The sequence below is a fragment of the Kitasatospora sp. NPDC088160 genome, assembly GCF_044741445.1.
In the GTDB taxonomy this organism is placed as follows: Bacteria; Actinomycetota; Actinomycetes; order Streptomycetales; family Streptomycetaceae; genus Kitasatospora.
In genome coordinates, this window is the sequence record NZ_JBIUSS010000028.1 from 82,369 (window position 1) to 103,167 (window position 20,799).

Consider the following 20,799-nt stretch of genomic DNA (forward strand, 5'->3'; position numbering starts at 1 on the left):
CCGCGGTCGTTTCGGGGGCCGTCCCGGGGCCCGGTGGGGAGGGATCCGGCCCCGGTGGGGACCCGCGGGCGGACGCCGGGGGTGCGCCGGAGGGCGAGGCCGCTTCCGAGGACGAGGACGCACCAGAGGGTGAGAACGCGCCGGAAGGTGAGCGTGCACCGGAAGGTGGGGGCGTGCCGGAAGGTGAGCGCGCGCCGGAAGGTGGGGGCGTGCCGGAAGGTGAGCGCGCGCCGGGGGATGAGGAGCCGGGCCACTCGCGCTCGCGGGACCTGTTGCTGCTCGTGGGGATCTGCCTGCTGGCCCTGCTGCTGGTGAACGCCTTCGTCGCGCGCCCGTTCTCGGTGCCGTCCGGTTCGATGGAGGAGACCCTGCGACCGGGCGACCGGTTGATCGCGAACCAGCTCGCTTATGCCTTCGGCGGCCACCCCCAGCGGGGCGACGTCGTGGTCTTCGACGGGACGGGCTCCTTCCTGCCGGGGTCGGGCGGGCCGACCGGCTTCTGGGACGGGCTCAGCTCGCTCGGCCGGGACCTCGGGCTGGCCCCGGCCGGGAACACGGTCTACGTCAAACGGGTGATCGGCGTCGGCGGGGACCGGGTGACCAGCACCGGCCCGGGCGGGCCGATCACCGTCAACGGGGTGCCGATCGACGAGTCCTCCTACCTGGCCCCGGGGGACCAGCCGTCGAGCGTGGCCTTCGACGTGGTGGTGCCGACCGGCAAGCTCTGGGTGATGGGGGACCACCGCAGCGCCTCCCGTGACTCCCGCGACCACCTCGGCGAGCCCGGCGGCGGCTTCGTGCCCGAGAGCAGGGTGATCGGCCGGGCGGACTGGGTGGTCTACCCGTTCTCGCGCTTGACCGGCCTGGACCGGCCCGCAGCCTTCGCCGCGACTGCGGGGACGGGCGGTCATGGGGAGCAGAGGTAGCAGGGGCAGGGGCCGGGTGGCGGACCGCCCGGCCCCGGAGCCTGGCGCCGGCGGACCGGTCGGCGCCGGATCCGCAGGTGCCGGACCTGCGGAGGCCGGACGTGTGGATACCGGGCGTGTGGAGGCCGGGCGTGTGGAGGCCGACCCCGCGAGTGGCGGATCTGACGGTGCCGGACCAGGAGACGCCTCCCCCGGGGGTGCGGGCCCAGCCGTGGTGTTGCCGGTCCGGGGCCGGGCCGATCGCCGCCGCAGCGCCCGACGCGCGGCCCGGCGGCGCAAGCGGTCGCTGCTGAGGGAGTTCCCGCTGATCATCGTGGTGGCGTTGCTGGTCGCGCTGGTGATGAAGACCTTCCTGCTCCAGGTGTTCGTGATTCCCTCCGGCTCGATGGAGCAGACCATCCAGGTCGGGGACCGGGTGCTGGTGGACAAGCTGACCCCCTGGTTCGGCAGCGAGCCGCAGCGCGGCGACGTGGTGGTGTTCAAGGATCCGGGCGGTTGGTTGGAGGGCGACCACAAACCGTCCGGCGACGGTCCGGTGCTGGGGGCGGCCAAGCAGGTCCTCACCTACGTCGGGCTGCTGCCGTCGGACAGCGAGCAGGACTTGATCAAACGGGTCATCGGCGTCGGCGGGGACACCGTGGAGTGCTGCGATACGCAGGGCCGGTTGAGCGTCAACGGCACGCCGGTGGACGAGCCGTACCTCGCGCCCGCCAACCCGCCGTCCCGGCAGCCCTTCAAGGTGCGGGTGCCGCAGGGCCGGCTCTGGGTCATGGGCGACCACCGGGACGTGTCCGCCGACTCCCGCTTCCACATGGGGAACCCGGGGCAGGGGACCATCCCGCTGAGCGGTGTGGTCGGCCGGGCCTTCATGAACGCCTGGCCGCTGGACCGCCTCCATCAACTTGGCGTGCCGAGTTCACTCTCCTCGTTGGCCCGGGCTCCGCAGGCGCGCGGAACTGCGCCGGAATCCGTGGGCGTTGGGCCGGTTCCGATGGAACCTCCGCTCGTTATGGGTGTGTTGGGCATCCTTCCGGCCGTCGTTCGCCGGCCAGGGCGGCCGCCCGAGTGAGCCGGGCCGGGCGTCTCGCGGCCGGGCCGCGCGCGTGGGACCGCGAGCCGGATGCCTTGGAGTGATAGAGAAGTGCAGGTGCGGCCGGGAGGTCCCGGTCGTGCGTCGAGGCTGTGCTGGTGTCAGGGGAGCCCGCGATGGGCAGTCCCGAAGCGTCCATGGTCGTGGTGAGCGTGGTGCCCGCTGTGCGGCACTGTGAGCGCGGGCGCGCGGGCGTCCGCACAGCAGGGAGGAGACGTTGTGGGGGATGTGGTGATCGGCGCCCGCTCAGGTGCCGGCGAGCCCGAGGGCTCTGGCGGTCGAGCGGCCCGGTCCGCCGAGTCCGGTGCGTCCTCGGCCTCGGTCGAGGACGCGGCGGCCCAGACCGCCGACGAGCATGGCGACGGGACGGAGGGCCCCACCGGGGGCTCTTCGGAGTCCCACCGGCCCGACGCCGAGTCGGCGGACCAGTCGGAGTCGCAGGCCCCCGGCAAGCAGCGCAAGCAGCGTTCCTTCTGGAAGGAACTGCCGATCCTGGTCGGCATCGCGCTGGTCCTGGCGCTGGTGATCAAGACCTTCTTCGTCCAGGCCTTCTCCATTCCGTCGGAGTCGATGCAGAACACGTTGCAGGTCGGTGACCGTGTCCTGGTGGACAAGCTGACCCCCTGGTTCGGAGCGGAGCCCGAGCGCGGTGAGGTCGTGGTGTTCCACGACCCGGGCGGCTGGCTGAACGACGAGCCGACCCCGCAGAGCAGCAACTCCTTCGTCCGGGGCGTCCAGGACGTGCTCAGCTTCGTCGGTCTGATGCCGTCGGCCAACGAGAAGGACCTGATCAAGCGGGTCATCGCGGTCGGCGGGGACACCGTCGAGTGCCAGGGCACCGGGCCGGTGAAGGTCAACGGTGTCGCGCTCAACGAGCCGTACGTCTACCAGGGCAACACCCCCTGCGGTGACCACCCGTTCGACCCGGTGAAGGTGCCCAACGGCCGGATCTGGGTGATGGGCGACCACCGCGCCGACTCGCTGGACTCCCGCTTCCACATGGACCAGCCGGGTGGCGGCACCGTTCCGGTGGGCAACGTGATCGGGCGGGCCTTCGTCGTGGCCTGGCCGGTCGGCCACTGGTCGACGCTCTCGGTGCCGAACACCTTTGACCAGAAGGGTCTGGCGGTGGCCGCGCCTCTGGCGCCTCCCGTGGCCGGCGCGGTGGGCGCGGTCGCGCTGCTTCCGCTGGTGCGTCGGGTGCGGGAGCGGAGGGACGGCCGGAAGGACTCCTGAGCTCCACCGGGTTCTCCCCAGCCCTTGCGCGGGCCGTGGTACCGACGAGTAATCTGCTCGGACGTGCCACGGCCCGTCGGCTTTTCCGCCGGTGCCCCCGGCGTGCCAGTGGTGTTCTCCGGTCGGCCAGAGGTGGACGGATTCGATGAGCGGTGTCGTTGATCAGACGGCCGACCACCCGGCTTCGCCCGCCCGTCCGGGCCGCCGGCCCGCGGCGGTGCTGCAGGGCGTCGCGATCGCGCTCGGGCTGGTGCTGATGATCGGCGGCTTCGCCTTGATCGCGATCGACTACCGGCCGTACAGCATCCCGACCGCCTCGATGTCCCCCACGCTTCGGATCGGGGACACCGTGCTCGCCCGGAAGATCGACGGCGGGGCCGTCGGCCGGGGGGACGTCGTGGTCTTCCGGGACCAGGACTGGGGTGGCGAGCTCATGGTCAAGCGCGTGGTCGCGGTCGGCGGGGACACCGTCGCGGCCACCGGCAACGACCACCGGCTGACGGTCGACGGACAGACGGTGGAGGAGCCGTACCTCGCGGCGCAGGGCCCGCAGGGCTCCTCGTTCAGCGTCACGGTGCCGCCGGGGCGGCTGTTCCTGCTCGGCGACAACCGGTTGGGCTCGCTCGACTCCCGCACCCACCTGGAGGTCGACGGCGGGACCGTCCCGGCCGGCGCGGTGGAGGCCAGGGTCGAGGCCACCATGATGCCGTTCGGCCGGGTGGGCGACCTCGGCCGGACCGCGGCCTTCGACGGGCTTCCCGGACCGAAGGCCGGTGCGCCCGGGCCGCTGCAACCGGCCGCCTTCGCGACCGTTGCGGGCGCGGCGCTGATCCTCGTGACTTCGGCGGTGGGCGGGGTGGCGGGCCTGGCCCGCCGGCTCAGCCGGGGGCGCAGCTCCTGATCGCGGTCGTCGCGGCCCGGGCCGCTCTGCCGAACATCGCCCCGGACGGCGGCGCCGGGTGGCAGGATCGGTAGCGCCACCGATGCGAACGGAAGGAGCGTGGAGCGCTGCCATGACGGCACAACGGCGCAGGGCGGCGCGGATCCTGCTGCTGGACGGGCAGGACCGCATCCTTCTCTTCCTGGGCTCCGACCCGGCGACGCCGGGGGAGGCGTGGTGGTTCACGCCCGGCGGCGGCTTGGAGCCCGGGGAGGACGTGCGGGAGGCCGCCGCGCGGGAACTCGCGGAGGAGACCGGCCTGCGGGGTGTGGACCTGGGGCCCTTGGTGGCGTACGGCACGGTGTCGTTCTCCTTTCAGGGACGGCGTTACGAGCAGGATCAGTGGTTCCATCTGGCCCGGACCACGGAGACGGGGCTCGACCACTCGGGGATGGGCGAGGAGGAACACGCCCAACTGCTCGCGGCGCGCTGGTGGACGGTCGAGGAGCTGAGGGGGACCGCCGAGACGGTCTACCCGGCCGGATTGGCGGACTTCCTGGAGCGACTGCTGGCCGAGGGCCCGCCGGTCGCCCCGGTACGGCTCTGAGCGTGGGTGCGGTGGTCCACAATGGGTGGACGTGACAAGTTGAGGGGACGCCTGGATGAGTGCCGAAGATCTCGAGAAGTACGAGACCGAGATGGAGCTCAAGCTCTACCGGGAGTACCGGGACGTCGTCGGCCTGTTCAAGTACGTGATCGAGACCGAGCGACGGTTCTACCTCACCAATGACTACGAGCTGCAGGTGCACTCGGTGCAGGGCGAGGTCTTCTTCGAGGTGTCGATGGCGGATGCGTGGGTCTGGGACATGTACCGGCCGGCCCGGTTCGTCCGTAAGGTCCGGGTGCTGACCTTCAAGGACGTGAACATCGAGGAACTCGCGAAGAGCGATCTGGAGCTGCCCTCGGACGAGTCCGGCTTCGGGAACTGACGTTGGACTGCTCGGACCGGCGTTGTCCAGCGGAATTTCGCGCGATCGGGGCGTCTCACTCCTGCGGGTGACAAAAGTTATCCACAGGCTCGAGTTATCCACAGGGAACCGGAAATCCCCGGCCCCGCCGTGCGCGACGGTGCAACCTCCACGGCGGAGGTGGTCACCGTGCAGAACACGATCACGCAGGACCAGGCCGTACCGGGTGCGGCCGTACTGGACCAGGCCGCAGCGGCCGCAGCCGTGCGGGACGGCACGAAAGACGACACGAGGGACGGAACCGGACCGGGCCCGGGCCGCAGTACCAACAACGGGCTCGGCCGCTACGGCGAGCGGGTCGCCGCCCGCCGTCTCACGGAGGCCGGGCTCCGCATCCTGGACCGCAACTGGCGCTGTGTCGAGGGTGAGTTGGACATCGTCGCCCTCGACGGCGACACCGTGGCGGTCTGCGAGGTGAAGACCCGCTCCGAGCGGGGCTTCCAACAACCCAGCGAGGCCATCGGCCAGGCCAAGGCCGCCCGGTTGCAACGCCTGGCGGAGCGCTGGATGGCCGAACGCTGGCCGGGCCACTTCGCGCGGTTGGCCGGTCCCGGGTACGACCCCGGGCCCACGGACCCGCACTGGCCGCCCGCTCCGCCCGGGGGCGTGCGGATCGACCTGGTGGCCGTGGTCAACCGGGCCCGGGGTGCGGCCCTGGTCGACCACCTGCGGGGGGTGGTCTGAGATGGCCTTCGCCCGTACCTGTTCCGTCGCGCTGGTCGGCGTCGACGGAGTGATCGTCGAGGTCCAGGCCGACCTGGAGCCCGGGGTGGCCGCGTTCACCCTGGTCGGCCTGCCCGACAAGGCGCTGTCCGAGGCCCGTGACCGGGTGCGCGCGGCCGTGGTCAACAGCGGTGAGGCCTGGCCGCAGCGCAAACTGACCGTCGGGCTCAGTCCGGCCTCGGTGCCCAAGAGCGGCAGTGGCTTCGACCTCGCGGTGGCCTGTGCCGTCCTGGCCGCGGCCGAGCGGCTCGACCCTTCCTCCATCGCCGAGCTGCTGATCATCGGCGAACTGGGGCTGGACGGCCGGGTGCGGCCGGTCCGCGGGGTGCTGCCGTCTGTGCTGGCCGCAGCCGACGCGGGATACCAGCGGGTCGTGGTCGCGGAGCAGACCGCGCCCGAGGCCTCGCTCGTCCCGGGCGTGACCGTGATCGGCGTCCGCAGCCTGCGGCAGCTGATCGCCGTCCTGACCGGCGCGCCCGCGCCGGAGGAGCCGCCCGACCCGATCGGCGGCCGGCCGGATCCGCTGATGGCCGGCCTGATGCTGCCCAGCGCCGGCGTCCGGGGACTGTCCGACGACAAGTCGGCGCGCCTCGACCTGGCCGACGTGGCCGGACAGTACGAGGCCCGGCGCGCCCTGGAGATCGCCGCCGCCGGAGGTCACCACCTGTACCTCAAGGGCCCACCGGGCGCGGGCAAGACGATGCTGGCGGAGCGGCTGCCCTCGCTGCTCCCGCCACTGACCCAGAAGGAGGCTCTGGAGGTCACCGCCGTGCACTCGGTGGCCGGGCTGCTCCCGGCAGGGCGCCCGCTCATCGACACGGCGCCGTACTGCGCCCCGCACCACTCCACGACGATGCCGGCGATCGTCGGCGGCGGCAGCGGCCTGCCGAGACCGGGGGCGGTCTCGCTGGCCCACCGGGGCGTGCTGTTCCTGGACGAGGCGCCGGAGTTTCCGGTCCGGGTGCTCGACTCACTGCGCCAGCCGCTGGAGTCGGGCGAGGTGGTGATCGCCCGCTCGGCCGGCTCACTCCGGCTCCCGGCCAGGTTCCTCCTCTGTCTGGCCGCCAACCCCTGCCCGTGCGGTCGGCATTCACGGCGGGGTGAGGGCTGCGAGTGCACTCCTACGATGGTCAGCCGCTACCAGGGGCGGCTCTCAGGGCCGCTGCTGGACCGGGTCGACCTCCAGGTCCAGGTCGCCCCGGTGACGAGGATCGAACTCATGGAACGGGACGCCACGGCGGAGAACACCGAGACCGTCGCGGCCCGGGTGCTGGCCGCGCGGGAACGGGCGGCGGCCCGGCTGGCGGCCACCCCGTGGCGGACCAACGCGGAAGTCCCGGGCCACGAACTGCGGACCCGCTGGCAGCTCGCCCCCGGCGCACTGAACGATGTCGCCCGCCAGTTGGAGCGAGGGGTGCTGACCGCCCGCGGCCTGGACCGGGTGCTCCGGGTCGCCTGGACGGTCGCCGACCTCGCCGGTCGCGATCGGCCGGACCAGCGGGACGTCCGCACCGCACTGGTCCTGCGTACCGGCGTCGAGCAGGGGCTGCCGCTGGGCGAGCGGGTCTACGGCCGACTCGGTGGCATCCCGGCCCAGCGCAGCGGGCCGGTCGACGAGCCGCCCGAAGGGCAGAGCCGGTCGGGCCGGTTCGAGAAGCCCGATCGTCCCGACTGCCCTGGCCCGGAGAGTCCTGGCCCGGAGAGTCCTGGCCCGGAGAGTCCTGGTCCGTCGGACCGCCCCGATGCCCCTGGCCGATCCATCCGGTCCGGCTCCGCCAAGCGGTCCGGGAAACGCGACCAGCATCCGGCGAACGAGGGCGGTGAGGCATGAACCCGATGATGACGCACCTTCAGCCTCCCGGTCGGGCAGAGCCCGAGTCCGGTCCCGAACCGGAGCGCCTCGCCCGCGCCGTACTCAGCCGGCTGAGCGAGCCCGGGGACGCGGTGGTCGGCCGGTGGCTCGGTCAGCTCTCCGCAGCCGACGTCGTCCGGGCGATCCGCGACGGGACGGTGCCCGCGCACCCCGGACTGGACGGCCCCCGGCTGGCCGGCTACCAGGCGAGACTCCCCGGTCTGGACCCGGCCGAGGACCTGGAACGGGTACGAGCCGTCGGTGGACGCTTCATCATTCCGGGGGACACGGAATGGCCCAGCCAACTGGACGATCTGGGCGACGGGCGCCCGATCGGGCTCTGGACGACCGGCACGGGTTCGCTGCGGCTGCTCGCGCTCCGCTCGGTGGCGATGGTCGGCTCCCGGGCCTGCACGGCCTACGGCGCCCACGTCGCTGGGGAACTGTCGGCCCAACTGGCCGAGCGAGGTTGGGTCGTGGTGTCCGGAGCCGCCTACGGGATCGACGCGGCCGCCCACCGAGGGGCGCTCTCCGTCGGCGGGATGACCATCGCGGTGCTCGCCTGCGGGGTCGACGTGGCCTACCCGAAGGGGAACGCCGAACTGATCCGGCGGATCGGCGCCCAGGGGCTGCTGGTCAGCGAACTCCCGCCCGGGGAGCACCCGAACCGCTTCCGCTTCGTGCTCCGCAACCGGGTCATCGCGGCGCTCACCCGGGGCACGGTGGTGGTCGAGGCGGCGATGCGCAGCGGCGCGCTGAGCACGGCCAGACGGGCGCGGGACCTCAACCGCCACACCATGGGCGTCGCCGGCCCGGTGACCTCGGAACTCTCGGCCGGGGTGCACGCCCTGATCCGCAGCGGCGGCGCCACGCTGGTCACCGACTCCGCCGAGATCGCCGAATTGATCGGGGCGATCGGGGACGACCTGGCGCCGCAGCGCAGCGGCCCGGTCCTGCCCAGGGATCTGCTGGAGCCGGCGGTGGCCCGGGTGCTGGAGGCCGTCCCGGCGACGGCGGAGGGCGCGCCGATCGAGCGGTTGGCCCGACAGTCCGGACTCCCTCCGGACGAAGTACTGCAGCGGCTCTACGAGTTGGGCTCGCTCGGTTACGTCGAGCGGCACGGCGCGCACTGGCGCCTGGTGCGGAGGAGGTGACGGTCGGAACGAAGCGCACATCCGTGCCGTGGAGAGGGAGTGTCGGAATCGCCTGGCTGACCTGCTGCTCCGGTTCGTCCGTTCGCGTGCCCGGATCCGGTGGCGCGAACGCCACCGGATCGGGGGACGACCGAGTGGCGGTAGCGCATTGCAGCGAGTCGGTCACGCTACGCTCCACATGCCTTCCCTATCAGCACATGACTCGGCAGAACGGCGCAGACCAACGCATGCCCACACACATTCCCGGACACAGAGTGACCGGTGGCGCCCGGTCCTCGGGAGGGCCGCGGACCGAGCGGCGCCCCGTGACTGAGTTCCCGCCCAAGGCGACGGGGACGATGGGGGGCCTGTCGCGCCAGGGCGGCCGGCCGACGGCGGTGCCGGGCCAGCCCACCGACGCGGTCGCCGCCGCCGCCGCCACCGGCGACGGCGCAGCCCGCCCGATCGCTGCCGGTGCCCTGCCACCGGACGGCACCCCCCCGCCAGGCCCGGAGCAGGGGCCGAGCGGTCAGGGCCCCGGAGCCCAGGGGCGCACCGCGCTCGAAGAGCTCTGGCGCTCCTACAAGGAGACCGGCGACCAGCGGCTGCGCGAGCAGCTGATCCTGCACTACTCACCGCTCGTCAAGTACGTGGCGGGGCGGGTCGGGGTCGGCCTGCCCTCCAACGTCGAGCAGGCCGACTTCGTCTCCTCGGGGGTCTTCGGGCTGATCGACGCGATCGAGAAGTTCGACGTCGACCGCGCGATCAAGTTCGAGACCTACGCGATCAGCCGGATCCGCGGCGCGATCATCGACGAACTGCGTGCCCTGGACTGGATCCCGCGCTCGGTGCGGCAGAAGGCGAAGGCCGTCGAGCGGACGTACGCGACGCTGGAGGCCCGGCTGCGCCGTACGCCGCACGAGCCCGAGGTCGCGGCCGAGATGGGCATCGCGATCGAGGATCTGCACGCGATCTTCAGCCAGCTGTCCCTGGCCAACGTGGTGGCCTTGGACGAACTGCTGCACCCGGTGGGGGAGGGCGGCGACCGGCTGAGCCTGATGGACACCCTGGTGGACCACGGTGCCGACAACCCGGTCGAGGTGGCCGAGGACCGCGAGCTGCGCAGGCTGCTGGCCCATGCGGTCAACACCCTCCCCGAGCGGGAGAAGACCGTGGTGACGCTCTACTACTACGAGGGCCTCACCCTCGCCGAGATCGGCCAGGTGCTGGGGGTGACGGAGAGCAGGGTGAGCCAGATCCACACCAAGTCCGTCCTCCAACTGCGCGCCAAGCTGTCGGACATCCGGTAGCGAGGGCCGGGGCCCGTCCCGGCCCGGCCGACCTCCGGGTCGCGACCCCGACCACGCCGCCGGTCCGCACCCGCCCGGCCGCGTGCCCGGTCCGCACCTGCCTGGCCGGAACCCTGGGCCGTTACTCCGGGCCGGACCCCGGGTTGCGCGCCCACTCGCACGCCTCGCCGCGCGCCTGCGCGCCCTCGCTCCCCGGCCAGATGCGCGGCGCCGTACCGGCCGAAGGTAGGGCTCCGTACAGTGGGAGCGTGCCGAAGATCCGAGCGGCCACGGTGGCCGAGCATCGCCAGCTGCAGCGCGCAGCCCTCCTTGACGCTGCCCGCACCCTGCTCACGGAGGGCGGCATGGAGGCGCTGACCTTCCCCGCGCTCGCTGCGCGCACCTCCCTGGCGCGCTCCTCGGTCTACGAGTACTTCCGCTCCCGGGCCGCCGTGGTCGAGGCGCTCTGCGAGGTGGACTTCCCGCTCTGGGCGGCCGAGATCGAGGCCGGGATGGAGAGCTGTGACAGCGCGGCCGACCGGATCGAGGCGTATGTCCGCGGCCAGCTGGCGTTGGCCGCGGACCCGCGCCACCGGGCGGTGGTGGCGATCTCCGCGCTCGAACTCGACGAGGCCGCGCGCGAGCGCATCCGGGCGGCGCACGGCAAGCTGGTCGGCCTGGTCGTCCGGGCCCTGGAGGATCTCGGTCACGCGCAGCCCCGGCTCGCTGCGGCGCTGCTCCAAGGGGTCGTGGAGGCGGCCGTGCGCCGGGCCGAGCAAGTGTCGGCGGGGGGCCGCGCCGGGTGTGCGGCCGAGCGCCCCGAGCTGATCGCGGACGCCGCGGTGGCCATGGCCCTGCACGGCCTCGACCGGGCCTGAACCGCCATTCGGCCCGGTTCGTCTGGTTCATCCGGTTCAGCTGATTCATCAGGTGCGCCCAGCGCCGCCCAGCGGCAGCAGCCGCGCCGCTCCCGCGCCGAACAGGGCCAGCGGGTCGAGGTAGCGTCCGCCGCGCAGCAGCCCCCAGTGCAGGCAGTGCCGCGCTGGGCAGTGCCGCCCGTCGGGGGCGAGCCGCCCGATCACCTGTCCGGCGGGTACCTCGGTGCCGACCGGGGCGGTGCCGGCGACGGGCAGGTAGGTGGTCCGCAAGGGGGGTGACCCCGAGCCGGGGTGGGTGACGGTCACCACCGGGCGCCCCGCCACCAGCCCGGAGAAGGTGACCACCCCGGCGGCAGCCGCCCGTACCTCCGCCCCGGGTGCGGCGGCGAGGTCCACTCCCCGGTGTCCGGCGGCCCACGGCGCGGCCGGTGGTTCGAATCGCCCGAGCACCCCGCCGGGCCCGCCCACCGGCCAGGCCCGCGCACCGCCCGAACCGGTCCGGCCGGTCTCGCCGCCCCCGCCAGCACCTCCGGCACCCCCGCCCGGACCTGGGCCGACACCCCCACTGAGAGCGGCGCCCCGCGCCGCGCCGCCCGAGACCAGCAGCACCAGTGTCACCAGCACGGCGACCACCCCCCGCAGCACACCAAACGAGCGCGGCCCCAACCGGTCCGGCCCCAAGCGGGCCGGACCGACGGCGGACAGAACCGGGTACCCAGCGCGAGCAGTCATGCCCCGAGGCTTGCTGCGCCGCCGCCCCGGTGCCACCCACTTCCGGACTCCTGTGGACAAACCGCCCTCGTGGCCGGATCCCGTCCCTCTAGCGGGTGTACGGATGCCGCCATCCGGTGTACAAGCACCGCAGCAGCGGCGCTCCCAGGGCCCGGCCGGCCCGCCTCCGGTCCGTCTCCGGCCCGCCTCCGCCCAGCTCCCGCCAGCGCTGATCCGCCCGCCCAGGGCCCCCGCCGGTCGCGGAGTCGCCCGCCCCGCAGCGCTTCCCGTACACTTCACACGCGACCCGGTCCGCCGGGTCGACTTCGCACGCCCCGCCACCGGTGGACGGACGCGGCCCGGCCGCTGCCCCCGCCAGGTGCGAGTGCCGCTCGGTCCGCCGAGCCCGCCTGGTCCCCGGACCGTGTGGGTTCAAGCGGCTCGGCACGTTCGGGGCGTCAGGCGTGGCTGTCACCTGGCTGCCACGGACAAACCGAGCCTGACCCGGCCGGACGCACCGCGCGAGCGGGGAGCGCCACCGCGCGAACCCGCCGTCCGTTGCGCGACCGCCGGGCCGTAACACCTGAGGAGCACGGCTATGGCCGTCGTCACGATGCGGGAGCTGCTGGAGAGCGGCGTCCACTTCGGTCACCAGACCCGCCGTTGGAACCCGAAGATGAAGCGCTTCATCATCACGGAGCGCAACGGCATCTACATCATCGACCTCCTGCAGTCGCTGAACTACATCGACCGCGCCTTCGAGTTCATCAAGGAGACCGTTGCCCACGGCGGCAGCGTCCTCTTCGTCGGCACGAAGAAGCAGGCCCAGGAGGCCATCGCCGAGCAGGCCACCCGCGTGGGCATGCCCTACGTGAACCAGCGCTGGCTCGGCGGCATGCTGACCAACTTCTCGACCGTCTACAAGCGCCTGCAGCGCCTGAAGGAGCTCGGCGAGCTGGACTTCTCGGACGTGGCCGGTTCCGGCCTCACCAAGAAGGAGCTCCTGGTCCTCCAGCGCGAGCACGACAAGCTGGAGAAGACCCTCGGTGGTATCCGTGACATGCAGCGCGTTCCCAGCGCCGTGTGGATCGTGGACACCAAGAAGGAGCACATCGCGGTCGGCGAGGCCCGGAAGCTCAACATCCCGGTCGTCGCCATCCTCGACACCAACTGTGACCCCGACGAGGTCGACTACAAGATCCCGGGCAACGACGACGCGATCCGCTCCGTCACCCTGCTGACCCGCGTGATCGCCGACGCCGTGGCCGAGGGTCTGAAGGCCCGCGCCGGTGTCGCCAAGGGCGACGTCAAGGCCGAGCCGGGCGCCGACCAGCCGCTGGCCGACTGGGAGAAGGACCTCATCGAGGGCGAGAAGAAGGCCGAGGAGGCCCCCGCCGCCGCCGAGGCTCCGGCCGCTGAGGCCCCCGCCGCCGAGGCTTCGGCCGTCGAGGCCCCCGCCACCGAGGCAGCGGCCACCGAGGCTGCGGCCACCGAGGCGCCGGCCGAGCAGGCCTGACGTACCAAGGGTGAGGGGCACCCGCCGGTACGACACCGGTAGGTGCCCCTCTCTCCCGCGCCGGGACCGAACCATCGGTCCCGGCGTCTCCCCACGCAGACACGCGAGACGCGAGAAGAGATTCACACCATGGCGAACTTCACCGCCGCGGACGTCAAGAAGCTCCGTGAGCTCACCGGCGCCGGCATGATGGACTGCAAGAAGGCCCTGGACGAGGCCGAGGGCAACGTCGAGAAGGCCGTCGAGTTCCTGCGCATCAAGGGCCAGAAGGGCGTTGCCAAGCGCGAGGGCCGTGACGCCTCCAACGGCGCCGTCGCCGCGCTGATCGCCGAGGACAAGAAGTCCGGCGTTCTGGTCGAGCTGAACTGCGAGACCGACTTCGTCGCCAAGGGTGACAACTTCGTCAAGGTCGCCGACGCGATCGCCGCTCACGTGGCCAAGACCGCCCCGGCCGACCTGGACGCCGCCCTGGCGTCCGAGATCGAGGCCGGCAAGACCGTCCAGCAGTTCGTCGACGAGGCCAACGCGACCCTGGGCGAGAAGATCGTCTTCCGTCGCTTCGCCCAGTTCGACGGTGACGGCTTCGTCGCGGTCTACCTGCACAAGACCAGCCCCGACCTGCCGCCGGCCGTCGGCGTCCTGGTCGAGCTGGACAAGGAGAACGCCGAGGTCGCGAAGGACGTCGCGCAGCACATCGCCGCGTTCGCGCCGAAGTTCCTGTCCCGCGCGGAGATCCCGGCCGAGGACCTCGAGAACGAGCGTCGCGTCGCCGAGGCCACCGCGCGCGAGGAGGGCAAGCCCGAGGCCGCCCTGCCGAAGATCGTCGAGGGTCGCGTCACCGGCTTCGTCAAGGAGAACTCCGTCCTGGAGCAGGCCTTCGCGAAGGACAACAAGAAGACCGTCGCCAAGGTCCTCGAGGAGAACGGCGTCGCCCTCAAGCGCTTCGCCCGCTTCCGCGTCGGCGCCTGAGCCACGTTCCACCTGGTCCCCGGCGCCCTTACGCTGGGAACCGCCCCCGCCCGTTGACCGGGGCGGGCGGAACGCCGAACGGGCTCACCCAGTGCCAACCGTCCACGGGCGGGCCGCGTCGGCACCATGAACGACGAGGAGGCCATTGCCGTGCAGGACACCGAACCGGTTCCCGCGGCAGTGGCCTCCTCTCGCGTACGCGCAGGCCGGGCATCCGCACACCCGCGCCTGTGAGCCAGTAGGTGCAAAAAGGAGAAGTCCATGCAGGAGACGCAGGAGACCGCGCAGGACCCCAAGGCCGGCTCGCGCCGCCGGGTGCTGCTCAAGCTGTCCGGTGAAGCCTTTGCCGGTGGTGGCGGACTCGGCGTCGACCCGGACGTCGTGCACGCGATCGCCCGGGAGATCGCCACCGTCGTCCGTGCCGGTACCGAGGTCGCGGTGGTCATCGGCGGCGGCAACTTCTTCCGGGGCGCCGAGCTGCAGGTCCGCGGCATGGACCGGGCGCGCTCCGACTACATGGGCATGCTCGGCACCGTGATGAACTGCCTGGCGCTGCAGGACTTCCTGGTCAAGGAAGGCATCGAGACCCGGGTCCAGACCGCGATCACCATGGGCCAGGTAGCCGAGCCGTACCTGCCGCTGCGGGCCGTCCGGCACCTGGAGAAGGGCCGTGTGGTGATCTTCGGCGCCGGTATGGGCATGCCGTACTTCTCGACCGACACCACCGCCGTCCAGCGGGCCCTGGAGATCCACGCCGACGTCCTGCTGATGGGCAAGAACGGCGTGGACGGCGTCTACGACTCGGACCCCCGGACCAACCCGGACGCGGTGAAGTTCGACGCGCTGGAGTACTCCGAGGTCATCGCGCGCGACCTCAAGGTCGCCGACCTCACCGCGATCACGCTGTGCAAGGACAACAACCTCCCGATGCTGGTCTTCGAGCTGCTGGCGGAGGGCAATATCGCGCGCGCGGTGAAGAGTGAGAAGATCGGCACACTCATCAGCCAGGATTCTGTCCGGGCCTGAGCAGCAATCAGCCGTACGGGACGGCGCCGTCGCCGTGACCGGCCTCGACGCCGACACCGGTCGGGACAATCGCAGATGAACCGGACAGGGAGATCACAGTGATCGAAGAGACCCTCCTCGAAGCCGAGGAGAAGATGGAGAAGGCCGTCGCCGTCGCCAAGGACGACTTCGCCGCCATCCGCACCGGCCGTGCCCACCCGGCGATGTTCGCCAAGATCGTCGCCGAGTACTACGGCACCGTGACGCCGATCAACCAGCTGGCCTCGTTCTCGGTGCCGGAGCCCCGGATGGCGGTCGTCTCGCCGTTCGACAAGACCGCGCTGAAGGCGATCGAGCAGGCGATCCGCGACTCCGACCTGGGCGTCAACCCGTCCAACGACGGTTCCCTCATCCGGGTGGTGCTGCCCGAGCTGACCGAGGAGCGCCGCCGGGAGTTCATCAAGGTGGCCCGGGGCAAGGGCGAGGACGCGAAGGTCTCGATCCGCGCGGTGCGCCGCAAGGCCAAGGACGCCATCGACAAGCTGGTCAAGGACGGCGAGGTCGGCGAGGACGACGGCCGCCGCGCCGAGAAGGAGCTCGACGACACCACGGCCAAGTACGTGGCCGCCGTCGACGAGCTGCTGAAGCACAAGGAAGCCGAGCTGCTCGAAGTCTGATGAACGACGCCCCTGACGCCCCTGGCTACTGGGGCCCGTCCGACCAGCAGTTCCAGCCCTACCGCCCGGCGCCGCAGCCCCGGCCGCAGGCTCCTCTGCAGCAGGCGCACCCGGCGCCGGGGTACGGCGAGTACCCGGCGCCGCCGCAGGCCCAGGGCTACCCCGGTCACCCGGGCGGCGGGGCCGCCCACCCGGGTGCGCCGGGCGGCGCGCCGGGTGACCCCGGCCACCGTTCGGATCACTCGCAGCAGCCTCCGGTGTACTGGGGCGGCGACGCGGAGGAGACTCAGGTCATGCCTCCCGTACCGGCGGGCCCCGGCCCGTTCCCCGGCGTGCCGGACCAGGGCCCGTCGGCGGGCTCCGGCCGGCCGGGTGACCCCGCCGCCGGTCAGTCCCGGGAGGCCGGTCGGCTGAGCGGCCCACTGTTCCGGGACGACCGGTCCGAGGCGGCGGCGCCGGGCGTGACGGAGACGGTCGTGCTGCGCGCGATAACCGATGACGCCACCCCCGGCCGCGGCGCCCCGCCGCGCCCCGGGGCCTCGGTGCCTCCCGCGCCGCCGTCGAGTTACCCGGCGGCCGGGCAGCCCCACTTCGTGCCGTCGTCCCATCCAGGGCAGGAGACACCCGTGGCCGCCCAGTCCGCCCCGCAGCCGCAGCCGCGCAAGCAGCGCGGTGGCCGTAACCTCCAGGCCGCGATAGGCGTGGGGGTCGGTCTCGGTGCGGTGATCATCGCCTCGCTGTTCGTGGTGAAGGCGCTGTTCCTGTTCGTCGTGATGGCCGCGGTGTCGGTCGGCGTCTGGGAGCTGACCAGTCGGCTCGCCGAGCGCAAGCAGATCAAGGCGCCGCTGGTGCCGCTGGTCGCGGGCGGCATCGCCATGATCGCCACCGGCTACTGGGCCGGGGTGCAGTGGGCCGCGGCCTCGCTCGCGCTGACCGGGCTGGCGGTGATGGTCTGGCGGATGGCCGAGCCGCCGGAGGACTACCTGCGGGACATAACGGCCGGGGTGTTCACCGCCTTCTACGTGCCGTTCCTGGCCACCTTCGTGGCGTTGATGCTGGCGGCCGACGACGGCCCCCAGCGGATCGTGCTGTTCCTGATCGTCACGATCTGCAGCGACACGGGCGCCTACGCCGTGGGCTACAAGTTCGGCAAGACCAAGCTCGCCCCGACGATCAGCCCCGGCAAGACCCGTGAGGGCCTGGCCGGCGGCATCGGCCTGTCGATGCTGGCGGGCGCCGTGCTGATGGAGCTGATCATCGACGGCGGCAGCTGGTGGCAGGGCCTGATCCTGGGCGGCTGCGCGGCGGTCACCGCGACCCTGGGCGACCTGGGCGAGTCGATGATCAAGCGCGACCTCGGCATCAAGGACATGGGCACGCTGCTGCCCGGCCACGGCGGCATCATGGACCGGCTGGACTCGCTCCTGCCGACCGCCCCGGTGGTCTGGCTGCTGCTGGCGGCCTTCGTCGGCAGTTAGGGCCTGTCCGGCCCTCGGACAGGTCCTCGACCCGGCCTCCGGCCCGAGCGGCGGAAGGGCCCCGGACGTCTGCGCGTCCGGGGCCCTCGCACGTCCCGGCCCGCTCCCGGCGTCTGCGACACTGGATGAACCATGCCTAAGCCCGGAGAACTCACCTTTGTCGCGCCGCGCGGCGCCAAGCCCCCGCGACACCTCGCCGACCTGAGCCCCGCCGAGCGCAAGGAGGCCGTCGCCGAGCTGGGCGAGCAGCCGTTCCGCGCCAAGCAGCTCTCCAACCACTACTTCGGCCGGATGTCGAACGACCCGGCGGGCTGGACGGACATCCCCGCCGCCAGCCGGGAGAAGCTCACCGGGAGCCTGCTGCCGGAGCTGATGTCGGTCGTGCGGCACGTGTCCTGCGACGACGACAGCACCCGCAAGACGCTCTGGAAGCTCTTCGACGGTACGCTCGTCGAGTCGGTGCTGATGCGCTACCCGGACCGGGTCACCATGTGCATCAGCTCGCAGGCGGGCTGCGGCATGAACTGCCCCTTCTGCGCGACCGGCCAGGCCGGGCTGACCCGCAACCTGTCCACCGCCGAGATCGTCGAGCAGATCGCCGCCGGGATGCGCGCGCTCAAGGCCGGCGAGATCCCCGGCGGCGAGGCGCGGCTGTCGAACGTGGTCTTCATGGGCATGGGCGAGCCGCTGGCCAACTACAACCGGGTGCTGGCCGCGATCCGCCGGCTGACCGACCCGGCGCCGGACGGTTTCGGCCTGTCCCAGCGTGGTGTCACGGTCTCCACCGTCGGCCTGGTCCCGGCGATGAACCGGCTGGCCGACGAGGGCCTCAGCTGCCGCCTGGCGCTGTCGCTGCACGCCCCGGACGACGAGCTGCGCGACGAGCTGGTGCCGGTGAACACCCGCTGGAAGGTTGCCGAGGTGCTGGACGCCGCGTGGAACTACGCGGAGAAGTCCGGCCGGCGGATCTCCATCGAGTACGCGCTGATCAAGGACATCAACGACCAGGCGTGGCGGGCGGACCTGCTCGGCCGGCTGATCAAGAACCACCGGGTGCACGTCAACCTGATCCCGCTGAACCCGACGCCGGGCTCCAAGTGGACCGCCTCCCGGCCCGAGGACGAGCGCGAGTTCGTCCGCCGGCTCCAGTCGCACGGGGTGCCGACGACCGTCCGCGACACCCGTGGCCAGGAGATCGACGGCGCCTGCGGCCAGCTCGCCGCGGCGGGCTGAGCCGGCGGGCTGAGCCGGCGGGTCACCGCAGGCCGGGCAATCACCGCAGGCTGGGAAGTCAGCGCAGGCCGGCGGCCGCCAGTGCGGCGGTCGCCCCGCCGGTCACCAGCAGCGTGGTGCCCACCGCCAGGGTGCGCAGCGCGACCGCGCCGAACAGCAGCCGGGGCGAGGTGCCGAGGCGCAGCAGCACGTCGGTGACGTCCCGGCGGTCGGTGCGGACCTCGGCCAGCCGGGCGGCCACGGCGGCGGCCGCGCAGCCGAGCACCAGGCAGGCCTCGACGGCGGGCAGCACGTCGGCGCTGTCGGGCGTGCCGATCCAGTAGCGGATGGTGGTGAGCACCAGCGCGAGGGCGAGGGTGAGCACGGCCAGCGGAGGGCCGAGGCGGCGGGCCTGGGCGGTCAGTCCGCGGCCGGCCAGCAGCCGCAGCGGGGTGGGCCGGCCGAGCGCGAGCAGCCGTCCCGTCCAGGACAGCAACGGGCCGGTGAGCAGGGCGAGCCCGACCGCGCTGGCGGCCCAGCCGCCGAGTGCGGCGGTGCTGGTGCTGCCGAGCCCGGCGGGCAGGTGGATCGGCCGGCCGTCGGCGGCGGCGCCGGGCCGCAGGGCGATGAGTTCGAGGGCGAGGCCGATCACGGCGAGCCCGACCGGCAGGGCGACCCGCAGCGCGCCGAAGCCGGTGCCGCGGTGGGTGCGGCTGCCGGGCAGGTACTCGGTGGGCGGGACGGCGCAGGCGGCGGCGATCCCGGCGGTGAGCGGGACCAGGGCGAGCAGGGCGACCGGCGCGACGGCCGGCAGCGGTACGCCCATGCCGAGGTCGGGGGCGAGCGCGGGCCCGGCGATGTCGTTGCGCAGGACCAGGAAGACCAGCAGGGTGAGCACGCTGCCGAGGGTGCAGGCGAGCACGACCTCACCGGCGATCAGGGTGCGGATCCGGCCGGAGCCGGCTCCGGCGGCGCGCAGGCCGGTGATCCGTTCGGGCCGCTGGGCGGGTACGGCGCGGGCGGTGACGGCCGCGAACCAGGCGACGGCGGCGAGCGGGGGCAGGCACCAGAGCAGTCGCACCAGCGCGTCCTCGCCGCCGAGCGGGTCGCTCATCGCCCGGCCGAGGGAGCGCAGCAGGAAGGCGGAGACCACGGCGGCGGCCAGCACGGTGAGCAGCCAGCGGCTGAGGTCGGGCACCCGGTAGCCCCGGGCCAGACGGAGATAGAACACGTCGACTCTTTCAGCGGCTCGGCGTCGTCAGCGGCGGGTGGCCGACACGGCGGACGCGCCGGCCGCCCCCGGGACGGCGGGGCCGCGCGGGACGGGGGCGGCGGGGGCGGTGAGCCGTCCGTCGACGAGGGCGACGGCGCGGTCCGCGAACCGGACGAGCTCGGGGTCGTGGGTGGCCAGGACGAGGGTGAGCTGGTGCGACCGGGCCGCGCTGGTCAGTATCCGCAGGACCTGGTCGGCGGCCTCTCGGTGGAGCGGGGCGGTGGGGTCGTCGGCGAAGACGACGGGCGGCAGCGGGGCGAGGGCGCGGGCGACGGCGATCCGCTGGCGCTGGTCCTGGAGCAGCCGGTCGGGGCGCTGCCGGGCGACCTCGCCGACGTCGAGGCGTTCCAGCCATTCGTCGGCGGCGGTGTAGGCGGCCTTGTTGCCGGCGCCGGCGAGCAGCAGCGGCAGGGCGACGTTCTCCCGGGCGGTCAGTTCGGGCACCAGGTGGGGTTCGGAGCCGACGAAGCCGAAGCGGTCGCGGCGCAGCCGTTCGCGCCCGGCCCGGCCGAGGGTGTGGACGGGCGCGCTGTTGAACCAGACCTCGCCCTCGTCGACGGTGAGGAGGGCGGAGAGGCAGCCGAGGAGGGTGCTCTTGCCGGAGCCGCGCGGTCCGGTGACGGCGAGCACTTCGCCCTCGCGGACGCCGATCGAGATGCCCCGCAGGGCGGGGGTGCCGTGATGGGACTTGACGATCCCCCGGGCCCACAGCACGTCGTTGTCAGGCGGTGCCGCTGACATGAGGTTCCATCCTGGGTGGCCGCAGGGATATGACAGTCGTCAGATTAGAACGACTGGGGCCTGGCGCGGTTGCGGCGCTCTGGTCCATCGCGGGCAAATCACCCGCAATCAGGCATGTTTGATCGGCTGTCCGCGCCGGAAAACGCCGAAGGGCGGTCCCGGGGGAGTGGGACCGCCCTTCG

General features: G+C 72.9%; 19 protein-coding genes and 1 pseudogene. 17 read left to right on the top strand and 3 right to left on the bottom strand.

The window, feature by feature from the left end; all coding sequences use genetic code 11:
* Nucleotides 1-209: 209 nt before the first annotated feature.
* The 11 genes and pseudogenes from lepB (ACIOGZ_RS34810) (at nucleotide 210) to ACIOGZ_RS34860 (ending at nucleotide 11,035) form a co-directional block, all read left to right on the top strand.
* Complete coding sequence (gene lepB / locus ACIOGZ_RS34810) at nucleotides 210-926, top strand: signal peptidase I (protein WP_363585739.1); 717 nt, start codon at nucleotides 210-212, stop codon at nucleotides 924-926.
* A 211-nt stretch (nucleotides 927-1,137) separates the two neighbouring features.
* Complete coding sequence (lepB, locus tag ACIOGZ_RS34815; protein ID WP_363585740.1) at nucleotides 1,138-1,995, top strand: signal peptidase I; 858 nt, start codon at nucleotides 1,138-1,140, stop codon at nucleotides 1,993-1,995.
* A gap of 240 nt (nucleotides 1,996-2,235) precedes the next feature.
* Nucleotides 2,236-3,252 (top strand): signal peptidase I, encoded by a 1,017-nt coding sequence (lepB, locus tag ACIOGZ_RS34820; RefSeq protein WP_363631478.1) that lies wholly within the window; start codon nucleotides 2,236-2,238, stop codon nucleotides 3,250-3,252.
* Between the two features lie 145 nt (nucleotides 3,253-3,397).
* Nucleotides 3,398-4,153 carry a signal peptidase I gene (gene lepB, locus ACIOGZ_RS34825; RefSeq protein ID WP_363585742.1) on the top strand — a complete coding sequence of 252 codons (756 nt, stop codon included), beginning with the start codon at nucleotides 3,398-3,400 and terminating at the stop codon, nucleotides 4,151-4,153.
* A 112-nt stretch (nucleotides 4,154-4,265) separates the two neighbouring features.
* On the top strand, nucleotides 4,266-4,739 hold the full coding sequence (locus tag ACIOGZ_RS34830) for an NUDIX domain-containing protein (protein ID WP_363585743.1): 474 nt from the start codon (nucleotides 4,266-4,268) through the stop codon (nucleotides 4,737-4,739).
* Between the two features lie 55 nt (nucleotides 4,740-4,794).
* The gene (locus ACIOGZ_RS34835) at nucleotides 4,795-5,121 is read left to right on the top strand and encodes a DUF2469 domain-containing protein (protein ID WP_030056781.1); all 327 of its coding nucleotides are present in this window, start codon (nucleotides 4,795-4,797) and stop codon (nucleotides 5,119-5,121) included.
* 168 nt (nucleotides 5,122-5,289) lie between these two features.
* Entirely contained in the window at nucleotides 5,290-5,844 is a 555-nt protein-coding gene (locus ACIOGZ_RS34840) for a YraN family protein (protein ID WP_400844758.1), read from the top strand.
* 1 nt (nucleotide 5,845) lies between these two features.
* Nucleotides 5,846-7,441, top strand: a pseudogene (locus tag ACIOGZ_RS34845) (YifB family Mg chelatase-like AAA ATPase); the annotation flags it as partial.
* A gap of 281 nt (nucleotides 7,442-7,722) precedes the next feature.
* Nucleotides 7,723-8,889 carry a DNA-processing protein DprA gene (gene dprA, locus ACIOGZ_RS34850; protein ID WP_363585744.1) on the top strand — a complete coding sequence of 389 codons (1,167 nt, stop codon included), beginning with the start codon at nucleotides 7,723-7,725 and terminating at the stop codon, nucleotides 8,887-8,889.
* Nucleotides 8,890-9,227: 338 nt separating this feature from the next.
* Nucleotides 9,228-10,178 (top strand): RNA polymerase sigma factor WhiG, encoded by a 951-nt coding sequence (whiG, locus tag ACIOGZ_RS34855; RefSeq protein ID WP_400806477.1) that lies wholly within the window; start codon nucleotides 9,228-9,230, stop codon nucleotides 10,176-10,178.
* Between the two features lie 272 nt (nucleotides 10,179-10,450).
* Nucleotides 10,451-11,035, top strand: coding sequence for a helix-turn-helix domain-containing protein (locus ACIOGZ_RS34860; RefSeq protein ID WP_363585763.1), 585 nt, complete (start codon nucleotides 10,451-10,453; stop codon nucleotides 11,033-11,035).
* Nucleotides 11,036-11,083: 48 nt separating this feature from the next.
* Here ACIOGZ_RS34860 and ACIOGZ_RS34865 read toward each other — a convergent pair whose 3' ends face one another.
* Nucleotides 11,084-11,659: a M23 family metallopeptidase gene (locus tag ACIOGZ_RS34865; RefSeq protein ID WP_363631470.1), complete on the bottom strand. Its 576-nt coding sequence runs from the start codon at nucleotides 11,657-11,659 to the stop codon at nucleotides 11,084-11,086.
* Between the two features lie 685 nt (nucleotides 11,660-12,344).
* On the opposite strand from ACIOGZ_RS34865, the gene rpsB reads away from it, so the two are divergent.
* The 6 genes from rpsB to rlmN all read left to right on the top strand — a co-directional run bounded on the left by rpsB (nucleotide 12,345) and on the right by rlmN (nucleotide 18,624).
* Complete coding sequence (gene rpsB / locus ACIOGZ_RS34870) at nucleotides 12,345-13,262, top strand: 30S ribosomal protein S2 (RefSeq protein ID WP_363585747.1); 918 nt, start codon at nucleotides 12,345-12,347, stop codon at nucleotides 13,260-13,262.
* A 129-nt stretch (nucleotides 13,263-13,391) separates the two neighbouring features.
* Nucleotides 13,392-14,231, top strand: a complete 840-nt coding sequence (tsf, locus tag ACIOGZ_RS34875) for a translation elongation factor Ts (protein ID WP_363585748.1) — start codon at nucleotides 13,392-13,394, stop codon at nucleotides 14,229-14,231.
* A 261-nt stretch (nucleotides 14,232-14,492) separates the two neighbouring features.
* Nucleotides 14,493-15,257 (top strand): UMP kinase, encoded by a 765-nt coding sequence (gene pyrH, locus ACIOGZ_RS34880; protein ID WP_030056790.1) that lies wholly within the window; start codon nucleotides 14,493-14,495, stop codon nucleotides 15,255-15,257.
* Between the two features lie 98 nt (nucleotides 15,258-15,355).
* On the top strand, nucleotides 15,356-15,913 hold the full coding sequence (frr, locus tag ACIOGZ_RS34885) for a ribosome recycling factor (protein ID WP_063347665.1): 558 nt from the start codon (nucleotides 15,356-15,358) through the stop codon (nucleotides 15,911-15,913).
* Nucleotides 15,913-17,391, top strand: coding sequence for a phosphatidate cytidylyltransferase (locus ACIOGZ_RS34890; protein WP_400806189.1), 1,479 nt, complete (start codon nucleotides 15,913-15,915; stop codon nucleotides 17,389-17,391). The genes frr and ACIOGZ_RS34890 overlap by 1 nt, the downstream gene beginning before the upstream one ends.
* Nucleotides 17,392-17,523: 132 nt before the next feature.
* Nucleotides 17,524-18,624 (top strand): 23S rRNA (adenine(2503)-C(2))-methyltransferase RlmN, encoded by a 1,101-nt coding sequence (gene rlmN / locus ACIOGZ_RS34895; RefSeq protein WP_363585749.1) that lies wholly within the window; start codon nucleotides 17,524-17,526, stop codon nucleotides 18,622-18,624.
* Nucleotides 18,625-18,682: 58 nt separating this feature from the next.
* On the opposite strand, the gene ACIOGZ_RS34900 is transcribed toward rlmN, so the two are convergent.
* Nucleotides 18,683-19,834 carry a hypothetical protein gene (locus ACIOGZ_RS34900; RefSeq protein WP_400806185.1) on the bottom strand — a complete coding sequence of 384 codons (1,152 nt, stop codon included), beginning with the start codon at nucleotides 19,832-19,834 and terminating at the stop codon, nucleotides 18,683-18,685.
* A gap of 27 nt (nucleotides 19,835-19,861) precedes the next feature.
* Nucleotides 19,862-20,617 (bottom strand): ATP-binding cassette domain-containing protein, encoded by a 756-nt coding sequence (locus ACIOGZ_RS34905; RefSeq protein WP_363624862.1) that lies wholly within the window; start codon nucleotides 20,615-20,617, stop codon nucleotides 19,862-19,864.
* Nucleotides 20,618-20,799: the final 182 nt, after the last annotated feature.

What these genes read in the sequence shown, in the direction of transcription:
- lepB (WP_363585742.1), top strand. Translation starts at nt 3,398, where the DNA reads ATGAGCGGTGTCGTTGATCAGACGGCCGACCACCCGGCTTCGCCCGCC.
- ACIOGZ_RS34830 (WP_363585743.1), top strand. Translation starts at nt 4,266, where the DNA reads ATGACGGCACAACGGCGCAGGGCGGCGCGGATCCTGCTGCTGGACGGG.
- ACIOGZ_RS34835 (WP_030056781.1), top strand. Translation starts at nt 4,795, where the DNA reads ATGAGTGCCGAAGATCTCGAGAAGTACGAGACCGAGATGGAGCTCAAG.
- dprA (WP_363585744.1), top strand. Translation starts at nt 7,723, where the DNA reads ATGACGCACCTTCAGCCTCCCGGTCGGGCAGAGCCCGAGTCCGGTCCC.
- whiG (WP_400806477.1), top strand. Translation starts at nt 9,228, where the DNA reads ATGGGGGGCCTGTCGCGCCAGGGCGGCCGGCCGACGGCGGTGCCGGGC.
- rpsB (WP_363585747.1), top strand. Translation starts at nt 12,345, where the DNA reads ATGGCCGTCGTCACGATGCGGGAGCTGCTGGAGAGCGGCGTCCACTTC.
- tsf (WP_363585748.1), top strand. Translation starts at nt 13,392, where the DNA reads ATGGCGAACTTCACCGCCGCGGACGTCAAGAAGCTCCGTGAGCTCACC.
- pyrH (WP_030056790.1), top strand. Translation starts at nt 14,493, where the DNA reads ATGCAGGAGACGCAGGAGACCGCGCAGGACCCCAAGGCCGGCTCGCGC.
- ACIOGZ_RS34890 (WP_400806189.1), top strand. Translation starts at nt 15,913, where the DNA reads ATGAACGACGCCCCTGACGCCCCTGGCTACTGGGGCCCGTCCGACCAG.
- rlmN (WP_363585749.1), top strand. Translation starts at nt 17,524, where the DNA reads ATGCCTAAGCCCGGAGAACTCACCTTTGTCGCGCCGCGCGGCGCCAAG.
- ACIOGZ_RS34905 (WP_363624862.1), bottom strand. Translation starts at nt 20,617, where the DNA reads ATGTCAGCGGCACCGCCTGACAACGACGTGCTGTGGGCCCGGGGGATC.